Here is a 533-nt window from a genome sequence, read left to right as displayed (position 1 = left end):
GCGACCGAGTCGGTTGCCGACAGGCTGAGGGTGGTGGTGTCCGGGGTGTCGGTCACCGAGGTATCCGCCGACTTGCCGTCGACTTCCAGTTTCTCGTAGTTGCCGCCCTTGGCGTCGTCGATTTTGACGCTCAAAGAACCGCCGCCAGCCAAGGCATCGTTCGGTGCGGTGAAGTTCACGCTGGCGCTGCTCGAGCCAACCGGAATGGTGATGGTCTGGCCATTGGACAGGGTCACAACCACCGGCGAGCCAGTGACCGGCGCCGACACGGAGGCCGTGTACACCACGGTGCCGCCTTCGGCGACGTTCGCSGTSGCACTCAGCGAAACGGTGCTGGTGTCGATSGTGTCGKTGACGGTRGTSACTGCCGGGGCAGTGCTCGGCACCAGGTTCTCGAAGTTGCCACCGGTTGCGTCCTTGATGGTCGCTTCAACGGTTCCGGCGTCTTTATAGACGTCGTCCTTCGGTGCATCGACGGTTACGGAGCCGGTGGTTTTACCCGCTTCGATGGTGATGACGGCACCGTTGCTCAG

The 533-nt window shown here is 62.8% G+C and carries 1 protein-coding gene; it reads right to left on the bottom strand.

What is annotated here, in order from left to right; translation table 11 throughout:
• A partial coding sequence (locus AC1DQM_RS29900; RefSeq protein ID WP_477747271.1) for an immunoglobulin-like domain-containing protein occupies positions 1-533 on the bottom strand: 533 nt, incomplete at both ends.

It is taken from the genome of Pseudomonas sp. 01L34 (genome assembly GCF_056400265.1).
This window is presented reverse-complemented; position numbering and strand designations above follow the sequence as displayed.